Consider the following 16,152-nt stretch of genomic DNA (forward strand, 5'->3'; position numbering starts at 1 on the left):
GGGCCGGGCCGCTGTCGTTGACGGCAAGGCCTCCGCTGTTTCACAGCAAGTTCCCAGCGCGGGTGTAGCGCTGCGGGAGAATTGGTCTCGAATATCTCTGTTATGACCGAAGCTGTTGCGCCGATCACCGCTGCGCGCCGTGCACCGTCGATACCCGAACGGCCCGACATCCGCCGGGAGCGACTCGCATTGGCCGGGCTGTTGATCGGGACTGCGGGCGCCTACTTCTGGAATCTGACCGCCAGTGGTTGGGGCAATGATTTCTATGCGGCCGCGGTGCAGTCAGGGGCGATCTCTTGGAAGGCATTCTTCTTCGGGTCGCTGGATCCGGGAAATATCGTGACGGTCGACAAGACGCCGTTGTCGCTGTGGCCGATGGAGCTATCGGCCCGGATCTTCGGATTCTCCAGCTGGAGCATGCTGATGCCGCAGGTGCTGCTCGGCATCGCGTCAGTGGCGTTTTTGTGGGCGACGGTGCGCAGGCATTTCGGTGCTACCGCGGGCCTGCTGGCCGGGCTGACGCTGGCGTTGACGCCGGTGGCCGCGTTGATGTTCCGTTTCAACGATCCCGATGCGATGCTGACATTCCTGACACTGGCCGCGGCATGGGCGATGAGCCGGGCACTGGCCGACGGCCGCTGGCGGTGGCTGGTGCTTACCGGTGTCTGTATCGGATTCGGTTTCCTCGCAAAGCAATTGCAGGTAATGCTGGTCGTGCCGGGGCTCGGGATGTGCTATTTGGTGGCCGGTCCGCCACGGCTGGTCACCCGTATCGTCCAGTTGTGCACCGCTGGTGCCGCTCTGGTGGTCAGCGCGGGTTGGTGGGTACTGATCGCGCAATTGTGGCCGACCGATTCTCGTCCGTATTTCGGTGGCTCGAAAGATAATTCGATTCTCGATTTGACGGTGGGCTACAACGGAATCCAGCGGCTGAACTCCGATGGCTTCGGACCGCGCGCAGGCAGTCCCGGCATTACGCGACTGTTCCAGCCGGAGCTGGCGGGCCAGATTACCTGGCTGCTCCCGGCCGCGCTGGTACTGCTGCTGATCGGACTTGTCCTTCGTGCCAAGGCGCCCCGCACGGACGGCCTGCGCGCCATGCTGTTGCTGTGGGGCGGCTGGTTGGTCGTATCCGGTCTGGTCTTCAGCTTCATGACCGGCACATTCCACCAGTACTACACGCTGACGATGGCCCCCGCGGTCGCCGCGCTCATCGGCGGTGGCGGCATGCAGGCCTGGCGGGCGCGCGAACGCCCGTGGGTGCGGACGATGCTGGCGCTGAGTGTGGCACTGACTGTCGCGACGGCCTGGCTCGTGCTGGCACGCACACCCGATTTCTTTCCATGGTTGCGATGGATTGTCCTGGTCGTGGGTGCGGGAGCCACTGTCGTGTTGATCATGCCGCTGCGGGGGAAGTCATCGGCGGTGGCGGCACTGGCGGCACTGTGTGTCGGATTGGCGGGACCGGTGGCCTACACCGCTGACACCTTGGCGAATTCGCACGGCGGCGGCGGTACCGCCGCCGGACCGCAGGTAGCCGGAAACGGTCGGTTCGGAGGCTCGCCCGGTGCGGCCGCGGACCGGCCGGGCCAACCATCCGCCGACCGTACGCCCGGCGGCGCGGCCGCCGATGCAAACCCGCCCAGCCAACCGCCCGCCGGTCCCACGCCGGGCGTCGGCGGTTTCGGCACCGCGATCAACCAGCAGATCGTGACCATGCTGCAGCAGAATGCCGGTGCCTACACATGGCCGGGCGCGGCGGTTTCCTCCCATGCCGCCAATGGCTACCAACTGGCCGGCGCCGTGCCGGTGATGGCCATCGGAGGATTCTCGGGCGGCGATCCGGCACCGACCGTCGAACAGTTCCAGCAATATGTGCGACAGGGCCGGATTCACTACTTCATCGGCGGAAACCGCGGCGGCCGCGACAACGATTCGGAAGGCTCGAAGATCACCACCTGGGTGCAGCAGCACTACGCCCCGACCACCATGGACGGCGTCACCGTTTACGACCTGACCGCGCCGATGTCCTCCTGAATGCGCCCGAGTCGACGACGCGTACGGCATCCGTAAGGGGACCGGGCCCGCATCGGCCGACTTTATTGCGTCGCGGACGTCGGTTGGCCCGCATCAGCCTGAACAGTGCCCGTGCTGCTTTCAGGCCCGGCGCGCGTTTTCCGCAGCGGTGACCACGTGCCGCATGAGCAGCGCGGTAGTGACCGGGCCGACGCCGCCGGGGACCGGGCTCAGAGCGGCGGCCTTGTCGCGGACCGAATCGGCGTCGACGTCGCCGACGATCTTGCCATCGGGGGCTTCATTGGTGCCGACATCAATCACGATCGCGCCTTCGCGAATGTGTTTACCGGTGACGAGGCCGATGCGGCCCGCGGCGGCTACGACGATGTCGGTGGCGGCGGTAACCGAGGGGAGGTCGGTGGTGCGGGAGTGGCAGACCGTGACAGTCGCGTTTTCGGCGAGGAGTAGTTGGGCGAGGGGCTTGCCGACGATGTTGGAGCGGCCGACTACCGCGATGTGGCGACCGGCGAGAGGGATTTCATGATGCTTCAGGAGTTCGACAACGGCTTCGGAGGTGGCGGGGACGAAGCCGTCGAGGTTGCTGGCCAGTAGGCCCAGGGACAGTGGGCTGACACCGTCCACGTCCTTGGTCGAGGTGATCGAGGAGCTCACGTCGTCGAGGGTGACGCCCGCAGGCAGTGGGGTTTGCAGCATGATCGCGTCGGTGGCGGGGTCGGCGCTGCGGGCAGCCAGTTCGGCGCGAAGCGCGTCCACGCTCGCGTCGGCACCGAGATCGACAGTGTCGCAGCCGATTCCAAGACGCTCGGCGGCCTTGCGCAGCGAGTTCACGTACCACGAGCTCGCGGGGTCGTCGTTGGCCACGATCAAGGCGAGCTGTGGCGCGGGTCCGTCCGCGGCCAGCGCGGCGGTGCGCGCCTTCGTGTCGGCGTTGATGGCGGCGGCGAGTTCCTTGCCGGACAGCGAGACGGTATCCACGTTGTCACACCCTAGTCGGCACGCTCGGACGCATACCTTCCGCGCCCACGCAAGACACGCGACAGCAGGACATCCGCGTATCCCAGCAACCGGGCGCGACTGTCCCTCTCGGCCCGCCCGATTTGCCCGGTTACGGAAAAGGAACCGCCGATTCGGCCTGGCAACTACCCGGGTATGCCATGTACCAGTCGTATCGTGATCAATGATTGCCACCGGCTAACTGTCAGCTGACGTACCGAAGACCCGTTTCATGCGTGGAAAGGTGTCGACTGTAGTGAAGATCCCGAGGCATTGGAAAACCCTGATCGCGACCTCGTTCGCGGCCGTCATCATCACCGGGCTGACCGGCATGCCCGCGCAGGCGGCCCCGGACACCGACTCCCTCTACAACTCCGCACAGCGCAACTTCACCGACGGCAACGACGCCGCGGGCCGCGCGGAGCTGCGCGAACTGATCGGTGCGGACCCCTCCGACGCCGACGCTCTGTCGCTGCAGGCCATCTGGTCCCACTTTGCGGGAGACCTGCCCGCTCTCGCCGACGCGATGGTGCGCCTCACCGCGCTGGATCCGGCGCTGGCACAGGGCACCAACAACGTGCTCGGCGCGATCGGCGCGGCCGTCGGCACCTTGCCGAATCCGCTGCCCGCCATCGTGGGTCCGCGAACCGGAATCGTCGCACTCGGCTACGGCCTGCTACCCGACGGCGCGCTGCGCCCCGAGCTGGTGAACCGGCTGACCGCGACCTGGTTGCAGGCGGTGGCCTCGCCATTCTCGCCGGTGATCGTGACCGGCGGCAATCCGCAGAACGGCATCACCGAGGCCGACGCGATGCGTAACTGGCTGGTCGGCAAGGGCTTACCCGCAGACCGCGTCCACGTCGAGAACCAGGCAGGCTCCACGGTGCAGAATGCGTTGTTCAGCACCAGGATGCTGCGCGATGTCGGCGCGGACAGCGCGGTTGTGGTGACCTCCCCCAACCATATTCGCCGCGCGGTCGCCGACTTCATCGTCGCCGGAACCCGTGTTGTCGGCGCGACCACGTCGCTGGAGCAACTCGTGTCGCAGCTACCCCCTCCGGCCAGGCAAGCCCAGCGCGGGATCTATCTCGACGCCACCCGCACATTCCAGCTGGCTACTGGCCGCTGAGGCCAGTCGCACCGCCGAGGTCGGCAGCCACCGACAATGTCTGTGTAGACCGACCACACTTTTGGACCGGCTTGGTCCGAAACAGATACCGGCCGCCCTCGGCTGAGCACAGCGCGGCAGGATGTCCGGGTGATGTCAGCGGAAAGTAGCGATCTGGTCGTGCGGCTGCGTGCGGCCGGTTGTGTGTTCGCCGAGGAGGAGGCCGCGCTGCTGACCGCCGCGGCCGCGGAGACCGGCGCCGAGTTGGAGACCTTGGTCGATCAACGGGTGTCGGGCGCGCCGTTGGAATTTCTGCTGGGTTGGGCGGAATTCCATGGGCTGCGCGTCGCGGTGACACCAGGGGTCTTCGTGCCAAGGCAGCGCACCAGCTTTCTTGTCGACGAAGCCACCGAGCTCGCCCGCGCATACGAGCACCCGATGGTGGTCGACTTATGTTGCGGCTCTGGCGCATTGGGGCTCGCGCTGGCGATGACCCTGACCGAGGAAGGCCGGTCGTTCGATCTCGTCGCCGCCGATATCGAACCCGCCGCGGTCGAATGCGCACGGCGCAACCTCACCCCGATCGGCGCGGCGGTATACGTGGGCGACCTCTTCGAGCCGCTCCCCCACGGGCTGCGCGGCCACATCGACATTCTGCTCGCGAACACCCCGTACGTCCCGTCCGAGATGATCGCTCAGATGCCGCCCGAGGCACGCGACCATGAGCCGCGCTCGGCGCTCGACGGCGGCCCCGACGGTCTCGATATCTTCCGCAGAGTGGTCGAGGACGCCAAATCGTGGCTGGCGCCCGGCGGCCATCTACTGGTCGAATCCAGTGCGGCACAAGCATCGATCGCCACCGCTACGCTCGAAGAAAACGGATTCGCGAGCCGCGTCGCGGAATCCGAGGAACTGTATGCCACCGTCGTAATCGGCACTCGCCGCGCAGGCGCGGCCGTGGACTACTCAGGGTCGGGCGGACGTTGACTGAACGGCAAGACGACAACGCCACTCTCGCGCTGCCGAATATCGGACGCGGCACGCGCCACGAACAACTCGATCTGCCGACCCGCGCGCAGACCTCGTTCCTTGCGGGTCTGTTCGTCATCCGCCTCGTAGATGTCGGTGATCAGCTCGACCGTAGCGGTGGCGGCCGTCTGTAGCTGGGGATCGTCGGACAGGATTTGCAAACGGGCAAGCACGTCGAACAGATGCGAACGGTGCAGCAACGACTCGGCGCGCGCCGCCCGCCTGATCTCGCTGTCGTGCGGCTCGGTTTTGCAGTACCACCGCTGGACCTCGGTCTGCCGGTAGCGAACCGCGCTGCCGGCGAAGGAGCTGTACACATCGAGCCGCTCTTGCCGGGAGCGTTCCGCCAGCTTCTGCGCGGTCGCTCGATCGGCAACGCTGCGTTGGATGAAGAAGGTGACCAGCGATCCGAGCAGGGTCGCCCCCACACCGATCAAGGATGTCCAGACGGCAATCACGACTCAATCATGGGCGCCCGGCCGTTGTCGTGCTACTTCTTGCGGCCGGTGAAGTCGTCCATCATTGTTGTGAGACATCACCATGTCCACTGATGCCGCCGCGGCAGGCCGCCAGGATCGTGGAAGGCAGGCCTGGCCCGCCCCACCTTCTACCGCTACTTCGGCGCATCTCCGCGGGCACCGACCCCGAAACCGAACCAGACACGGAAACGGTTGCGGCCGCACGACTTACGATGATCCGCGTCCTTCTGACCACACTGGGTACCCGCGTCGATCTCGAATACGCGATGACCCTGCCCGGCATCTTTCCACCCGAATAGCGGGCCTCAGCTCCGCTCCTCATCCGAGGTCCGCCGCACCGCGGAGTTCGTCGACGCGGTGACCGGGATGGGCTGCCGCCGCTCGACCTGCCGCTGTTCCACCCGGTTGATCAGACCATGGACCCGTTCATCGTCGGCGAGCAACTGATCGAGCACCACGTTGACCGCACCGCGCAGCAACGCATATGGCTCCCACTGGGCGGGTGCCATCGTCCGCGATGCTCGGTGCGCAATGCCCTGCGCGATGGATTCGGCAGCGGCGGCGACGGTGATTCGACGGTTGAGCGGCCACGGCAGCAACGCGGCGACTTGTGCACCGAGCTCGTCCTCATCGAGGGTGCCCCTGGTCATAGCGGTGTCGACAATGCCGAAATAGGCGACGCCCGCAGTCGCACCGACCGCGGCGAGCTCCACCCGCAGCGCGCGGCCGAACTGTTCGACGGCGGCCTTGCTCACCATGTACGGCGAGCCCGCCATACCGGGCGCGAACGCCGCCGCCGAAGACACCACCACGACGTGACCTCGGGCCGCGACGATGTCCTCGAGCGCCGGGTGCACGGTGTTGAAGACACCGGTCAGGTTGATACCGATGACCCGGTCGAAATCGGCGGGTTTCATCGTCCTGATCGTCGCCGGTTCCGGCGCGACTGCGGCATTGGCGACCACCACGTCGATTTTGCCGAACCGTTCGCGGACCCGGGAGACGGCCTCGCGCATTCCGATCCGATCGGAGACATCCGCGCGCACCACAAGGGCCCGCTCCCCCATCGATCGGCCGACCCGCGCCGCGGCATTCTCATCGATATCGATCAACGCCACCAATGCGCCCGCACCATAAAGCTTTTCGGCCAGCGCACGTCCGATGCCGGAGCCCGCGCCGGTGATCAGGACCACCCGGTCCCGCACATCCAGCTCGGGACCGGGGCTTGTCGACAGCGCAAGCAGTTGACGCGCCAGGCCGAACACCAAGCTACTCATCGAACCCCCAACTCATATGCTTTTGTGTCGAATTACTGTGTGCGGTTTACAAATCCAGTTCGAGTTCGCGACCACGCGCTCGTGATACACAGGTCAGCATTGTATTGTCACGTTCGCCGTCGACCAGCAATCGGTCGCGGTGGTCTACCTCGCCGGTCAGCACCCCCGCCCGGCAGGTTCCGCAGAACCCCTGTTGACAAGAGTACGCCACACCGGGCAGCACCCGACGAATCGCCGCGAGGGTGGACTCGTCGGCGGCCACGTCGACGTGGATCCCGCTGCGCCGAAGCCACAGATGGAACGGATCACCGTCGCGGACCGGTATCGCCGAGAACCTCTCGGTGTGCAGCGACGCGGTCGGATCGTGCAGCGACAACACCTCGCGTGCCGCCTCGCCCAGCGCGGGTGGACCACAGACGTAGACCGCGGCGCCGGTGGGGGTCTGCTCGAAAATCATTGTGGGATTCGGCACTCCGAACTCGTCGTCCGGCCTCACCACCACGTCACCGCCGGTGAGCTGAGCCAACTCACCCAGGAACGGCATCCGCGACCGGGACCGGCCGAAATACATCAACCGCCACGGTATGTCGGCACGCTCGGCGGCATTCACCATCGGCAGGATCGGCGTGATCCCGATGCCAGCGGCGACGAACAGATATTCCGGCGCCGCGACGAGCGGAAACGCGTTGCGCGGGCCACGTACCGGCAGCCGGTCACCGGCGCGCAGACCCTCATGGATCTCCTTGGAGCCGCCCTCACCATTCGCTATGTAGCGCACCGCGATCCGATACGACCCTCGATCGGCCGGGTCACCGTTGAGCGAATACTGCCGCTGCCGCCCCGAAGGCAGGAACACATCGAGGTGGGCGCCCGGCGTCCATGACGGCAGTTGGCCGCCGTCGGGCTCCCGCAAGGTCAAGCTGACTACTCCGTCTGCTTCCTGCTCGATCTGTTCGATCATCACCTCGAAGTCGAACCCGGAGTGCCGAACCGGCTGTGGGCGGGAAAGCAGCTGTGCGGCTTCGCCTTCCACGAAGACGCGCCGATACGCGTCCGCCGCGGAGGCGAGCACGCGCAGTCCGGTACCCGGCCGGAACTGCGCGCCGATCTGCGCGGTCATGCGCCCGCCGCCCGTGTTGCGGGCGACTGTGCCAGGTAGCGCAGCGCGTTGTCCATCGGGCCCAACTGCGAGGGATGGAAACCTGGTTTGAGGTATCTCGGTATCTCGGTGAAGAAGGTGGCGAAGTTCGGCACCACCCCACGTAGCGACGCACTGGCCAACTGCAACGGCCAGAACCTGCCCTTGTCCTTCGACGGGTCACGCTGGAACAAGTAACCGCTCGAAACCACAAACAGGGCAAGCAATCCCGTGCTCGCGATCAGCGCCTGACGCGCCTTGCGACCGTAGCCGCCGTCGACGTACATGTACGCGTCGTAGACCACGCTGCGGTGCTCGACCTCCTCGGCACCATGCCAGCGGATGAGGTCGAGCATCGCCGGATGCATCCCTTTGGTCTCGAGTTTGTCGTTGGTCAGCAGCCATTCACCGATGACCGCCGTGTAGTGCTCCATCCCTGCGAACAACGCGAGTCGCTCCGAGAGCCATTCGCGCTTGGCGCGGCCGGTCAGTCCGTGATCGCCGAGCATCCGATCGACCAACCAGCCGACCCGCTCCACCATGGGCCCGACATCGAGGCCGAGCCGGTCGAGCTGGTTGCGAGCCTTCTCGTGGGAGCTCGCGTGCATGGTCTCCTGCCCGATGAAGCCGCGAACTTCCTCGCGTAATCGTTCGTCCTCGATCAGCGGTAGGGCTTCGGCGAGCGCCTGCGCCATCGCACGCTCGCCTTCTGGCAGCACAAGATGCATCACGTTGATGATGTGGGTCGCCATGACCTCGCCGGGGATGTAATGCATCGGCACCGTGTCGAAGTCGAAGTCGACATCCCGCGCGTTGATCGCGTGCGCCTGATCGGAGTAGTCAGAGCTCATCTGGGTAGTCCTCACGTCTCGGTCCTGCAAAACCGCACTATCAATGTATTTCTGCCATCAAGTGATGTCAACATCACATGATGTCAACTTCTTGTTCGTGGGAGGATCGAGACATGGACGCCGAATCCGACGGATCAATACCGGGCATGCGCCGCTGGCGTGGCCGCCCACCCGCCGACCGGATCGCCGCACGCCGCGAACAGCTCATCGAGGCCGCCATCGAGCTGATGGCGACCATCGGCGCGTCGGAGACCTCCATGCGCGGCGTGTGCAGGCAGGCAAGCCTGACCGAGCGTTACTTCTACGAGAGTTTTCCCAACCTCGACACCCTGTTCACCACCGCACTCGAGACGGTCGTCGTCGGTGCCCGCGACCGACTACTCGCCGCACTGGCCACCGCGCCACCCGAGCCGGAAAAACTATTCCGCCATGCCATTTCGGCGTTCACCGACTACCTCGTCGAGGATCGACGACGCGGGCGGATCATGTTCGTGGAATCGCAAGCACGGCGGGTACTCGGTGAGCGAGGCAACGAGCTGATCGAACAGTTCACCACCCCGATCGCCTGGACGATCGGCCCCGGCATCGACGGGCAACCAACGCCGGATTCCTTCGACAACGCCCTGAACTCGAACGCCATCTTCGGTGCCATGGCCTACATGTACCGCCCATGGCTGGACGGGACCATCGACATCCCGCAGGAACGGTTCGACGACCACGCAACCGACCTGATCCGCAGAATTGCCGGTGCGCGGTCCTCGATACCGCTGGCCGACCGCTCCACGAACTGACCGGCTACCCCTCGGGGGGCACCGAATCCCGCTGACCCTTTCGAGCGACCTCGCTACGGCCCGCGAACGCCATCGCACTGTCGGTGATCTTGCCGTGTCGCAAGGTAACGAGGTCGCGTAGGTAGTTCATCCGGAGCAGCCACGGCGCCTTGGTCCCCTGGATCGGGAACCGACTCGCCGCGCGCTGCACATAGCCCGGGTTGAAGTTCAGGAACAGCGGCGCCTGGCCGACAGACGCATCACGCACCGGCGTACACCTCGCATATCCGTGAGCGTCCATATGGCGGAGCAGACGCACGACGTACTCGCAGACCAGGTCCGCTTTCAGCGTCCACGACGCGTTGGTGTAGCCGATGATGTAGGCGAAGTTCGGCACATCCGAGAGCATCATCGCCTTGTAGGCCATGCTCTCCGACAGGGTCACCTGCTTGCCGTCGACCACCAGGTCCATGCCGCCGAATGCAAGGAGATTCAGCCCGGTCGCGGTGATGACGATGTCAGCATCCAGGGATTTACCCGAGGCCAGGTTCAGGCCGGTCTCGGTGAACGTGTCGACCCGATCGGTGACGACATCCAGCTTCCCTTTGCGAATCGCGCGGAAGAAATCACCATTGGGCGCAAGGCACAGACGTTGATCCCACGGGTTGTAGCTCGGGCTGAAGTGGGTGTCGATGTCATACCCGGCGGGCAGCCAGCGCTGCTGCCAGCCACGGATCCGTTTGCGCATGAAATCCGGATAGCGTTGGCTCAGTTGATAAAGCGCGGTGGCCAGCGCGACATTCTTGGCGCGGGCCACCGTATACGCGGCCCGGGCAGGCAGGTATTTACGTATCCGGACGGCCAGATCGTCGCGTGCGGGCGCGGAGATGATGTAACTCGGCGAGCGCTGCAACATGGTCACGTGCGCGCCCTGCTCGATAAGCGCCGGGCCGAGGGTGACGGCGGTGGCGCCACTGCCGATGAGCACAACCCGCTTGTCGGCGACGTCGAGCTCGGCAGGCCAGTGCTGTGGGTGGATGACTGGGCCGGTGAAGCGTTCGACACCGACAAAATCCGGCGTGTAGGGCTCGTCGTAGCGGTAGTAGCCGGAGCAGCACATGAGGAAGTCGGCGGTGAGAGTGACGGTTTCGCCGGTATCTGTGCGTTCGGCCCGAACCGTCCAGCGATTGTCGGTCGAGGACCATTCGGCACCGACCACCCGATGATAAAACCGGATGTGCCGGTCGATCCCGGCTTCGGTGGCGGTGTCGCGCACGTAATCCAGAATGTCGTCGCCGTCGGCGATCGACTTCTCCCCCAGCCACGGGCGGAACCGGTAGCCGAGGGTGTACATGTCCGAGTCGGAGCGAATCCCCGGGTAGCGGAACAGATCCCAGGTGCCGCCGATCGCGCCACGACTCTCCAGAATGGTGTAGGTCCGTTGCGGAAACGCGTACTGCACATGGAAAGCCGCACCGATGCCGGACAGTCCGGCACCGACAATGAGCACGTCGATGTGCTCGTCCGCGGTCGTCATCGATCAAGTCCTCCGTCATCGGCTGTTCCGGCGCAGCGCACCGGCGCGCACCGGGGAGTATTTCCAGCCTATCGGCCGGACCGGCATTTTCGATCAGAAGAATCTTGGCGCACACCCGCGTCATCCCGGACTCACGCGAGGGACCAGCGGTGCCGACGCACAAGGGTGCCACTGGGTGCCGGCGGGCACGCGAGGGGGTAGGGGTTGGGGGCGACACCGATGGTCGGACTCGGCGGCGGGTTCAGTTCGGCCACAAGGTAGTTGATAGTTCGACAACAGTTGGGAACTCGACCGGGACCGACCGGTACGTGGGTAGCGGACCCGCAGTGAAGTCACTCACAATCTCGCATCCATTGTCGCCGCCGGGAGGTAGCGACCACCGAAATGGCCGCATGTTAGCCAATAGTTCGCCAATGCCCCAGAAGGCAGCCGGACTTTCTCCGATGCGTCACCACACGCATGGCCCGCAGCCATGACGATCACCATCGCCAGCTATAGCCAGTTGGGCAACAGTTGGTGATACTAAACGATACAGATACTCCCAGAATTCACACGCCGTGGAAGACTGTCTTTCCAGGTCACAGCATGCAGCAGCGGATCTCGACATCATCATCTCAGCGTCGATCACGCGCAGCAAGAACGCCAATCGCATGTATATGGAGCCATCGTTCGCCTCGGTGATCGGTAAGCGGATCGGCGCGAAGAAGGCAATCACGTTCGATGTTTCCAATAGTGCGGTTCCCGCTCGGCACCGATAGCCAGCGCAATTATCTCGAGGCGCACGGCCGCACGTTCGCCGACGAGAACTTCGATTACGTCATTCACCATCAGTTCGGCGCTGCCGCGATTCCGTGGATGAACGCGGTCGGTCGCCGACGACGAATTCCTTTACGCCACTGCGGGAGCCGCGCTGCTACTCGAGCACACCGATTCACCCGCTCGCCGTGACAGGGCCGTCACCGCCGCTGACACCGATGCGCTTGCTGGGGCTCGGCATGATCATCGTCCTGATCATCGACGCCACCCTGGTCCGAATGCTGCCCGTCCCCGCGCTCGTCGAACTGATGGGTCGCGCGAACTCGTGGATGCCGGGCACCGGTGGACCATCTCGAGCGAGCACGATGGTTACCGAGCGCGTCGAGGAACCGGCACGGACGCTGTCCTGATTGCCGTCCGGTCCGAGCCGAGTCGGCGCGACAGCGATGTTGGTTCATGCCCGCAGCGCCCCACGATCGTGACGTGCCGCGGGACCGGTAAGCGATTCCGCCGGATGCGAATTCGGTACCCGACCGTGGCCATCACTTGTCCGGTTCGCGCCATCGCATTCGGAGGTTTCTGTGCTTCGATGGAACCGGCTCGCGATCCGGTGCGTCTTAGTGATCAGATGGGGCTAAGGGAAGGGGCGACCACCATGGCTGCTGAAAGCCCGTTCGGTGCGTACATCGAGGACGCGAAGACGGGGGCGCTGAAGGTGCGGATGGCACCGCAGGCGTTCCTCGACATCGACAAAGCCTGCCAAGACTTGATCATCAGCCTGTCCTCGGCGCAGAACGACGCGAGGGCGCTCGGCGAACGCGAGTACTGGGGCCTCGGCGAGGACAACTCCCGACTGTGGTCGGCGATCGAGCTGGTAAAGCTATTTCGGGAGAAGGCATTCGGTGGCCCCAACAACGCCTACGACACTCTCGGGGACTACATCGACACCGCCACCGAGATCCAGTCGCTGTTCAAAACCATTCGCGAGGCCTTCGAGCACACCGACGCCGAATTCGCCCGACAGATGCGCGAGATCATCGCATGAGCGCCGGTAGACCCGCGGCCGGTGTCGCGGTCATCGCGATCGCCGTGCTCACCGGATGTGGCGGAGAACCACGGCCGGCGGCAACATCGATCACTCCGAGTTCCTTGTCGTCCGTGCAGGGCTCCCCGACAAGTGGATCCGGGCAGAGTGCTTCCTTCGATCCCTGTACCGCATTGACGCCGTCATTCCTGGCGTCCCATCAGTGGGACGCCAGGCCACCCGCCACCAGACAGGAGAGCACCGGCGATGTCCGATGGAAGGGCTGCCTGTTCGTCGCGCAGAGCGCATACACATTTCGAGTGGAAACCACCAATGGCATCCTCGCCCAGGTTCGCGAAAAGTTTCCTGCCGCCACCGCTCTCACCGTCGGTGGCCGCAAGGCCTTGCGCTATGAGGCAAGGCCCGACGTTCCCGGCGGGTGCACCGTCAACGTCGAGATGAGGAGCGGCTCCCTCTACATCCTTGTGGACGATCCGCGCGGACTACACCCACGCAGACTCTCCCCCTGCGCCAGCGCCACCGAGATCGCGGAAGCGGTGTCCCCGCTGCTGCCTGCGGGGAGCTGATCGCCGCCGCACCCACCACCGGTCGCTATCGTCGGATCATGGCATCACTGTTTCTCCGCGCGGCGGTCACCGACGACGAACCGTTCCTCTGGAGCATGCTCTACGAGGCCTCGCACGCCGCAGAACAGGGCACGGCATCTCCCGAGGACCTGCGAGCCGTCCCAGAGCTGGCCCGCTACGTCGAAAGGTGGGGCACCGAGGGCGATCTCGGCATCGTCGGCGGCGATTCGGCAGCGGCGTTGCAGGGTGCGGCATGGGTTCGCCTACTCGACAAGGAGAACGCCGGATACGGCTACGTCGCCGACGACATTCCGGAACTGGCCATCGCGACAAGCCCCGCCGCGCGCCGCACCGGTCTCGGCACCGCGCTGCTCGCCCGTCTCCTCGACGACGCCCGCGCGCACTACGACGGCATGAGCCTCAGCGTCCGCGCCGACAACCCCGCCCGCCGCCTCTACACCCGCCTCGGCTTCGTCGAGGTCGAAGGCTCCGAAATCGTCAACCGAGCGGGCACCACCAGCCTGGCGATGCTATTGCGTTTCCGCTGACCGGCTCCGGGGCCCTGCCCAACCGAGCATCAGCGGCAGCATGGTGTCGACCGATTCCAGGTCCAGCAGGGTGCGTTTGACGGGCAGACCGCCCGCGTAGCCGGTGAGCGAGCCGTCCGCGCCGACGACACGGTGACACGGGATGAGAATCAGCAGGCGGTTACGGGCAAGCGCGCCACCGATTTTGCGAGCGTCCGCGGGTGCGCGGCCGAGTTCGCGGGTGAGAGCGCCGTAGGTGGTGCTTTCGCCATAGCCCGTGCTCGATTCGAGTGTGCCGAGCACCTCTCGGTCGAACGCGCTCATCGCCGACCGGTCCATAGGAGTACTGAAATCGCGCCGCTCACCAGCGAGATATTCGTCGATCTGCGCTGCGGCAGCGCTGACGAGCTCACGCGCCGAACGACTTTCGCCGGTCGGCCCGGCTGGGCCCTTGTGGGTGAAGGTCACTCGGCTGATCCCCGTCACTGTTGCCTCGATGAGCAGGCTGCCCAGCGACGTGGGGTGCACCGAACGTGCGATCGTTGTGATCGTCATGATGTCGTCCTTTCGATCGAGCTCACTACCGAGTAGACGGTGCGGTCCGAGAGAACGTGAGATCACCAGGTCGGATCACTTCGGGGCACGATTCGCCTGATAGGTCCCCGGCGTGTGTCCGAGTATTCGCCGATAGACGTCGATGAAGGCGCTGGTCGAAGCCCATCCGCAGCGGTGGGCGACAGCGGTGACGGCCACGCCGTCGGCGAGTAGTCGCACCGCGCGATGCAGACGGAGCTGGGTCCGCCACTGTGGATATGTCATGGCGAATTCGGTGCGGAACAGGCGGGTGAGAGTTCGTTCACCGGCACCGACCCGGGTGCCCAATTCGGCGAGCGACCACACCGTGGAGAGGTCGTGTTCCACTAGCGCGCAGGCGTTTCGAAGGCGTGCGTCGGCGGCGGCCGGGAGGCGGAGTTGTTGCTCGGGGCTGCGGCGCAGTTGATCGAGCAGGACTTGCCGTAGCCGCGTCGACTCGTCGTCGGGCAGCTGGTCCGGCGTCGAGCAGGTGATGATGAGTTCGCGCACCAGTGGAAGCGCCATGATCACCGACGGTGTCGATAGCGAGGGAAAGCGGTGATCAGAAATGGTGAGCACGCCGGTCGAAGCCGCATCCGCGCACGCGGAATCGGCATGGAAGCGATTTCGCCACATAGACGCACCGAGAGGACCTCATGTTCGCCTATTTCGGCCATGACAACTGCCCGCTCTACGCGACAACCGTGGGCTATGGCCCAACGGTCGTGCTCATGCACGGCGGTGGGCCCGACCATCGCAGCGTGCTCCCGCTTGCACATCGTCTCGCCGATGCCTATCGCGTCGTCGTGCCCGACATACGCGGCTATGGCCGCTCGGTGTGCACCGATCCGGCCGCCCACCGCTGGAGTCGATACGCCGACGATGTGGTTGCACTGATCGATCATCTCGGCGCGACCGACGCTGTGGTCGGCGGTATGGGTCTCGGCTCGACCATCGCGGCCCGCGCCCTGCTCGCCCACCCGGATCGGTTCACCGCGGGGATTCTCATCAGCGTCGAGGACATCGAAGACGACGCGGCGAAACAAGCCGAGATCGCCTTCCTGGACACCTTCGCCGCGACTGTGGCGGCCGAGGGCATCGCGGCGGCGTGGTCTCCGATTCTGCCGGATCTCGCTCCGGTCATCGCGGACCTAGTCCGAGAGGCGATCCCCCGCAGCGATCCGGCCAGCATCACCGCGGCCGCCGCCATCGGCCACGATCGGTCTTTTCGCGATGTCTCCGAATTGGCCGCGATCACCGTCGCGACCCTGGTTTTTCCCGGCATCGATCAGCGCCACCCGACAGCCCTGGCCGAGGAGTTGACCCGCATGCTGCCGAAAGGACAGCTCGCCTCGTCCGGTTTCACAGTCGACATCGGCACGGCGGACGAACTCGCGGACGCGATCGCCCCCGACATCCGCGCGTTCCTTGCGGACGTGCGGCTGTCTTGAATAGCGAAGGCGCGC

General features: G+C 65.3%; 16 protein-coding genes and 2 pseudogenes. 10 read left to right on the forward strand and 8 right to left on the reverse strand.

Features of this window, described 5'->3' with window-relative positions:
* The first annotated feature begins 102 nt into the window (after nucleotides 1–102).
* Nucleotides 103–2,037: an ArnT family glycosyltransferase gene (locus ACLMAJ_RS04800; RefSeq protein ID WP_412012248.1), complete on the forward strand. Its 1,935-nt coding sequence runs from the start codon at nucleotides 103–105 to the stop codon at nucleotides 2,035–2,037.
* A 120-nt stretch (nucleotides 2,038–2,157) separates the two neighbouring features.
* Here ACLMAJ_RS04800 and ACLMAJ_RS04805 read toward each other — a convergent pair whose 3' ends face one another.
* Complete coding sequence (locus tag ACLMAJ_RS04805) at nucleotides 2,158–3,012, reverse strand: bifunctional 5,10-methylenetetrahydrofolate dehydrogenase/5,10-methenyltetrahydrofolate cyclohydrolase (protein WP_412012249.1); 855 nt, start codon at nucleotides 3,010–3,012, stop codon at nucleotides 2,158–2,160.
* Between the two features lie 274 nt (nucleotides 3,013–3,286).
* On the opposite strand from ACLMAJ_RS04805, the gene ACLMAJ_RS04810 reads away from it, so the two are divergent.
* Nucleotides 3,287–4,159, forward strand: coding sequence for a YdcF family protein (locus ACLMAJ_RS04810; protein WP_412012250.1), 873 nt, complete (start codon nucleotides 3,287–3,289; stop codon nucleotides 4,157–4,159).
* 132 nt (nucleotides 4,160–4,291) lie between these two features.
* Nucleotides 4,292–5,125, forward strand: a complete 834-nt coding sequence (locus tag ACLMAJ_RS04815; protein WP_412012508.1) for a putative protein N(5)-glutamine methyltransferase — start codon at nucleotides 4,292–4,294, stop codon at nucleotides 5,123–5,125.
* Here the strand turns inward: ACLMAJ_RS04815 and ACLMAJ_RS04820 are convergent.
* Complete coding sequence (locus ACLMAJ_RS04820; RefSeq protein ID WP_412012251.1) at nucleotides 5,101–5,625, reverse strand: hypothetical protein; 525 nt, start codon at nucleotides 5,623–5,625, stop codon at nucleotides 5,101–5,103. The genes ACLMAJ_RS04815 and ACLMAJ_RS04820 overlap by 25 nt on opposite strands.
* A 92-nt stretch (nucleotides 5,626–5,717) precedes the next feature.
* Here ACLMAJ_RS04820 and ACLMAJ_RS04825 point away from each other — a divergent pair, with 92 nt between their 5' ends.
* Nucleotides 5,718–5,945: a hypothetical protein gene (locus ACLMAJ_RS04825; protein WP_412012252.1), complete on the forward strand. Its 228-nt coding sequence runs from the start codon at nucleotides 5,718–5,720 to the stop codon at nucleotides 5,943–5,945.
* A gap of 6 nt (nucleotides 5,946–5,951) precedes the next feature.
* On the opposite strand, the gene ACLMAJ_RS04830 is transcribed toward ACLMAJ_RS04825, so the two are convergent.
* Genes ACLMAJ_RS04830 through ACLMAJ_RS04840 form a run of 3 tightly spaced genes read right to left on the reverse strand, consistent with a single transcriptional unit; the run spans nucleotide 5,952 to nucleotide 8,912 of the window.
* Nucleotides 5,952–6,923 carry a short-chain dehydrogenase/reductase gene (locus ACLMAJ_RS04830; RefSeq protein ID WP_412012253.1) on the reverse strand — a complete coding sequence of 324 codons (972 nt, stop codon included), beginning with the start codon at nucleotides 6,921–6,923 and terminating at the stop codon, nucleotides 5,952–5,954.
* Between the two features lie 46 nt (nucleotides 6,924–6,969).
* Nucleotides 6,970–8,043 carry a PDR/VanB family oxidoreductase gene (locus ACLMAJ_RS04835; protein ID WP_412012254.1) on the reverse strand — a complete coding sequence of 358 codons (1,074 nt, stop codon included), beginning with the start codon at nucleotides 8,041–8,043 and terminating at the stop codon, nucleotides 6,970–6,972.
* Entirely contained in the window at nucleotides 8,040–8,912 is an 873-nt protein-coding gene (locus ACLMAJ_RS04840; RefSeq protein ID WP_412012255.1) for a metal-dependent hydrolase, read from the reverse strand. Before ACLMAJ_RS04840 ends, ACLMAJ_RS04835 begins: the two co-directional genes overlap by 4 nt.
* Before the next feature lie 113 nt (nucleotides 8,913–9,025).
* On the opposite strand from ACLMAJ_RS04840, the gene ACLMAJ_RS04845 reads away from it, so the two are divergent.
* Complete coding sequence (locus tag ACLMAJ_RS04845; protein WP_412012256.1) at nucleotides 9,026–9,703, forward strand: TetR/AcrR family transcriptional regulator; 678 nt, start codon at nucleotides 9,026–9,028, stop codon at nucleotides 9,701–9,703.
* A 4-nt stretch (nucleotides 9,704–9,707) separates the two neighbouring features.
* Here the strand turns inward: ACLMAJ_RS04845 and ACLMAJ_RS04850 are convergent, their stop codons facing one another.
* Nucleotides 9,708–11,219 (reverse strand): flavin-containing monooxygenase, encoded by a 1,512-nt coding sequence (locus tag ACLMAJ_RS04850; protein ID WP_412012257.1) that lies wholly within the window; start codon nucleotides 11,217–11,219, stop codon nucleotides 9,708–9,710.
* A gap of 965 nt (nucleotides 11,220–12,184) precedes the next feature.
* Here ACLMAJ_RS04850 and ACLMAJ_RS04855 point away from each other — a divergent pair.
* From ACLMAJ_RS04855 to ACLMAJ_RS04870, 4 genes and pseudogenes are all read left to right on the forward strand, one after another.
* A pseudogene (locus tag ACLMAJ_RS04855) lies at nucleotides 12,185–12,385 on the forward strand (hypothetical protein); the annotation flags it as partial.
* A gap of 245 nt (nucleotides 12,386–12,630) precedes the next feature.
* Nucleotides 12,631–13,020: a hypothetical protein gene (locus tag ACLMAJ_RS04860; protein ID WP_412012258.1), complete on the forward strand. Its 390-nt coding sequence runs from the start codon at nucleotides 12,631–12,633 to the stop codon at nucleotides 13,018–13,020.
* Entirely contained in the window at nucleotides 13,017–13,586 is a 570-nt protein-coding gene (locus ACLMAJ_RS04865) for a DUF3558 domain-containing protein (protein ID WP_412012259.1), read from the forward strand. The genes ACLMAJ_RS04860 and ACLMAJ_RS04865 overlap by 4 nt, the downstream gene beginning before the upstream one ends.
* A gap of 38 nt (nucleotides 13,587–13,624) precedes the next feature.
* Complete coding sequence (locus ACLMAJ_RS04870) at nucleotides 13,625–14,134, forward strand: GNAT family N-acetyltransferase (RefSeq protein ID WP_412012260.1); 510 nt, start codon at nucleotides 13,625–13,627, stop codon at nucleotides 14,132–14,134.
* Here ACLMAJ_RS04870 and ACLMAJ_RS04875 read toward each other — a convergent pair.
* Entirely contained in the window at nucleotides 14,117–14,668 is a 552-nt protein-coding gene (locus ACLMAJ_RS04875; protein WP_412012261.1) for a methylated-DNA--[protein]-cysteine S-methyltransferase, read from the reverse strand. The two genes, ACLMAJ_RS04870 and ACLMAJ_RS04875, sit on opposite strands and share 18 nt — an antisense overlap.
* A 75-nt stretch (nucleotides 14,669–14,743) precedes the next feature.
* A pseudogene (locus ACLMAJ_RS04880) lies at nucleotides 14,744–15,232 on the reverse strand (helix-turn-helix transcriptional regulator); the annotation flags it as partial.
* 110 nt (nucleotides 15,233–15,342) lie between these two features.
* On the opposite strand from ACLMAJ_RS04880, the gene ACLMAJ_RS04885 reads away from it, so the two are divergent.
* On the forward strand, nucleotides 15,343–16,137 hold the full coding sequence (locus tag ACLMAJ_RS04885) for an alpha/beta fold hydrolase (protein WP_412012262.1): 795 nt from the start codon (nucleotides 15,343–15,345) through the stop codon (nucleotides 16,135–16,137).
* The last annotated feature ends 15 nt before the right edge of the window (nucleotides 16,138–16,152 follow it).

The organism is Nocardia arseniciresistens (assembly GCF_046764875.1).
GTDB classification, from domain to species: Bacteria; Actinomycetota; Actinomycetes; order Mycobacteriales; family Mycobacteriaceae; genus Nocardia; species Nocardia arseniciresistens.